Genomic DNA, 3,744 nt, shown 5'->3' with positions numbered 1-3,744 from the left:
CGTATCTTGTGGATCCATCAAGCGATATTCACTTGCTTCAGCTTCTTTGCCTTCCGCCATTAGGCGAGTGTAACGCGCTTCCATTGATACCACAGCAGAACGAGCGTGTGCTGGCATATCAATTTCTGGAATTACTTCGATGCTGCGCGCTTTTGCGTAGCTTAAGATCTCGACGTAATCCGCTTTACTAAAGAAACCAGAGCCAAAGTTGTCTGTTGTTGGACCTGAACCTAGCTGAGGCAGTAAACAGCTTTGCTCTTCCAAATCAAAACAACGATTAGACCCTACATCCGTTAGCTCTGGTAAACCTGGGATTTCTAAACGCCAACCTTCATCATCCGTTAAGTGAAGGTGAAGTTTATTCATCTTGTATGCAGCCATTTGTTCTAGCGTCGCTAGGATGGCATCTTTTGAGTGAAAGTTTCGAGCAACATCCACCATCACACCACGGTAATCAAAGCGTGGTGCATCTTTGATCGACAGTTGTGGTAGTGATTCAGCGTTCTGACTGTCTATTAGGCCAAAAATAGACTGAACTGCGTAGAAAGCACCTGTTTTATCAAACGCTTTAATCGCAATCCCCTCTTCCGAGATGCTTAGTTCATAAGCGCCAGATTTTGCTAAATCACCCGTAAACTGAGTAGGAACAACGGCAACACTAACAGGTAGGTCGCCACTCACATCTACGTTTACCACATCTGCACGTTCTTCAATTGCAGCGAACTGCTCAGCATCGAATGCCTCTTTAGGTAGGGCAATACCACCAGCAATACTCACTGAACCTTCACCCGCTTCTACCGACATTGGGGTTGGTAAAAGCGTTGTTGAAACGTCTTGCGTTGCTAGATCCGCATTCTTTTCGAAACGCGTAACCGCAGTCGCCATGACATTGTTGTCATCAGGTGTACGCTTAAGGTTGTTTCCTTCCAAACCTGTTACGAACGACGCGACATCTTCAGTATTCAATGAAGCAATCATCTTAGGTTCTGCGTTTGGCGCAGTTACGAATGCACCCGGCATAAAGTCAGTTTCAAACAGTTGCCAGTACTCACTCGTTAACGGAAGAATCACTTCTTCACCAGCGGCAAAACCATCGAACTTATCTGTAGGTTCTAGTTTGTGTAGGTCACCCGTTACACGAGTGATTTTAAATTGTTCGTTATCAACATCTAAAATAAGGCGAATACTATGGAAGTAGATAGTCCAATCTTTCGAATCAATCGCTTCACCGTCATTGGTCAGGGTCATGTTCACTTTATTACATGACGCCCACTCAGCACCTAGGTCCTGACAAGCCATGCCTTCATTCGCACCGTGATTGGTTAGAATTTCATATTGCACATCAAGGTTATCAGCCAGTGCATTAACCACCTGTTGCTCAGGTGCTTGCGTTACAGCACAACCCGTCAAACCAGCCAGTACCGCTACAGATAGTAAGTTTCTCTTCAACATCGTATTCACCCATAAATTTAAAATTGAGTCAGAAGCAAAGTGGAGCGCTTCGAAAGTTAGATAAACTATATGGGCTTATTTTTTGCTGTGAATTAAATCAGGTTAATAAAGTGATCGGCTTCAAATCTCAAAAACACTGATAAAATTAATTATATTAAAATCATAAAGTTACAACCCACGGCACTTCCGTCATTTTTATTTTGACGTAAAAACTGAGAATTGAATCACAATCTTTTTAAAGGATTTCATAAAATCGTGTTGTTGGTAGGGAGAAAGGTTTAAGAGTTTGTTCGTGTTGTTATACTTTTCGTACAAACAACGTGACATCGTTCTCAAAAAAAACCGTTAAAAAACGCCGTCAAAATCAATTTTAACGAGTTCATATCTTTTAATAGGAGCTTTCCTTGCGCACATTTTTGTACGTAACTTTATTCGTTCTCGCATTTTCAGCCAAACAAGCTGCGGCCGAGCCTCTTTATTGGCAAGCCAAAAAGGATGATCTGACGCTTACTATCTTAGGTTCTGTGCACGTGGGAGACGAGAGCATGTACCCACTTCCTTCGGCAATTACCGACGCGCTAAAAAACAGTGATGGCTTAGTTATCGAAACGGATATCAGAAAGTCTGATGACGTTGTATATCCCCGCAACAAATTCACTACAGCCGATGTACTCAATGAAGAACAGCTGCGATTATTAACCGACATCTCAAAATCATTGGACATGCCGACGCAACAACTGCTTAGCTCACCGCCTTGGGCGACATCTCTTTCTATACAGATGCAGCAGTTAAAAAAACTCGGTTATGGCTCCGCCGGCGGCGTTGATGCGACGCTAGCTTACAAAGCGACTATCCAAGATGTTCCCGTTATCAGCTTAGAGCCGCTTCAATTCCAAATAGACCTGATGACAAAACAAAAGGACGACGGTAAGGAGTGGTTAGTCAGTAGCCTTGAAGAGTTTGACCAAACTGATCGTGTGGTTCATTGCTTAATCGAAAGTTGGAAAGCGGGTGATTTAGCGAAGCTGGAAGCTTTCGCAGAGCTGTCTGAGATGTCACCTGAACTAGAGAAAGCATTTTTAACCGATCGCAATATAGACTGGGCAAACAAACTATCCGCCAATGATTGGAAACTTGACTCGAAAGATAGCTACTTAATTGTGGTTGGCGCCTTGCACCTAATAGGAGAAGGTAACTTATTGCAGTTGTTAGAAGAGAAAGGTTTCAATGTCACTCAACAATCACAAAGCCAACAGGCCCGGTGTCAATTTGAGACTAGTGACGACAACTAACTAAATTCGATACCATGACCTTCTCATAATATAACCATTACCTAATAACTGAATCATTACACTTAATTGCACCATAACGGTGTTATTATCTTTCGCTCTTTTTATATACGGTGTTGTTCTCATGAAACTAGTACTCTTTGCTTTACCTTTAGCCCTAGCGATCCTCACGCCTACGGTAGTGACGGCTAAAGAAACTTGTACCATCGAACAGTTTCAGGCGATAGACATTCAACCGGATACAAAAGGCGGTGTGTTAGATAAAGAAAGCGGCCAGTTTCTGATCACTGAGAAGCCACCGATGCGCTGCGCCAATATTACGTTCATTACATCGACGACACGCAACCGTATCGCGAGCCAAATGAATAGAAAATTTGAAGCGAGCTTTTACGATGGCCAAACGAGTAACTCTCACTCGGTGACGTTTAATGAAGATGAAATACAGGCGGGTTACATTCGAATTGGTCGAAATAACCCTGTTGAAGCGTATGTTTGCTTTGTTACTTCAGAGACGCCAATCAAGAACATCACGTGTGATGTGAAGTAAACAGATTTTCGGCTGGCTTATTGAGTCAATCCTTTCTCTATGCGGGATGTTTAGAACAACAAGAGATTTCCGACTCACTCCTTCGTCGCTCTAGGGAATGACACATATACCAAAATGCAAAAAAGCCGTAGCCCCCTCTATTACGAGAGTGCTACGGCTTTCTTCAATGTGGCAGTGAAGATCTTATTTTGAACATCAGGCGAACCCCACTTTGGTTCTAATCCTATTTCCAACGCTCTAAAACGACGAAAGCCTGCTCAATGAGCAAGCTTTCTTAATGTGGCCGGTGAAGAGCTTATTTTGAATATCAGGCGAACCCCACTTTGGTTCTGATCCTATTTCCTATGATCTAAAACGACGAAAGCCTGCTCATTGAGCAGGCTTTCTTAATGTGGTCGGTGAAGAGGGATTCGAACCCCCGACCCTCTGGTCCCAAACCAGATGCGCTACCAAGCT

The 3,744-nt window shown here is 43.2% G+C and carries 3 protein-coding genes; 2 read left to right on the top strand and 1 reads right to left on the bottom strand.

Annotated elements, in window-relative coordinates; genetic code table 11:
- On the bottom strand, positions 1 to 1,452 hold a 1,452-nt coding region (locus AB4653_RS17150; protein ID WP_372104816.1), incomplete at its 3' end, for a carbohydate-binding domain-containing protein.
- Between the two features lie 404 nt (positions 1,453 to 1,856).
- Here AB4653_RS17150 and AB4653_RS17145 point away from each other — a divergent pair.
- Complete coding sequence (locus tag AB4653_RS17145; protein ID WP_102257964.1) at positions 1,857 to 2,744, top strand: TraB/GumN family protein; 888 nt, start codon at positions 1,857 to 1,859, stop codon at positions 2,742 to 2,744.
- A 121-nt stretch (positions 2,745 to 2,865) separates the two neighbouring features.
- Positions 2,866 to 3,288 carry a hypothetical protein gene (locus tag AB4653_RS17140; protein ID WP_017099139.1) on the top strand — a complete coding sequence of 141 codons (423 nt, stop codon included), beginning with the start codon at positions 2,866 to 2,868 and terminating at the stop codon, positions 3,286 to 3,288.
- Positions 3,289 to 3,744 lie beyond the last annotated feature (456 nt).

This window comes from Vibrio sp. 10N.222.48.A3, from assembly GCF_041475345.1.
GTDB classification, from domain to species: domain Bacteria; phylum Pseudomonadota; class Gammaproteobacteria; order Enterobacterales; family Vibrionaceae; genus Vibrio; species Vibrio tasmaniensis_A.
The sequence above is the reverse complement of the archived record's forward strand: the minus strand, read 5'-3'. Positions and strand labels throughout refer to the sequence as shown.

What these genes read in the sequence shown, in the direction of transcription:
- AB4653_RS17140 (WP_017099139.1), top strand. Translation starts at nt 2,866, where the DNA reads ATGAAACTAGTACTCTTTGCTTTACCTTTAGCCCTAGCGATCCTCACG.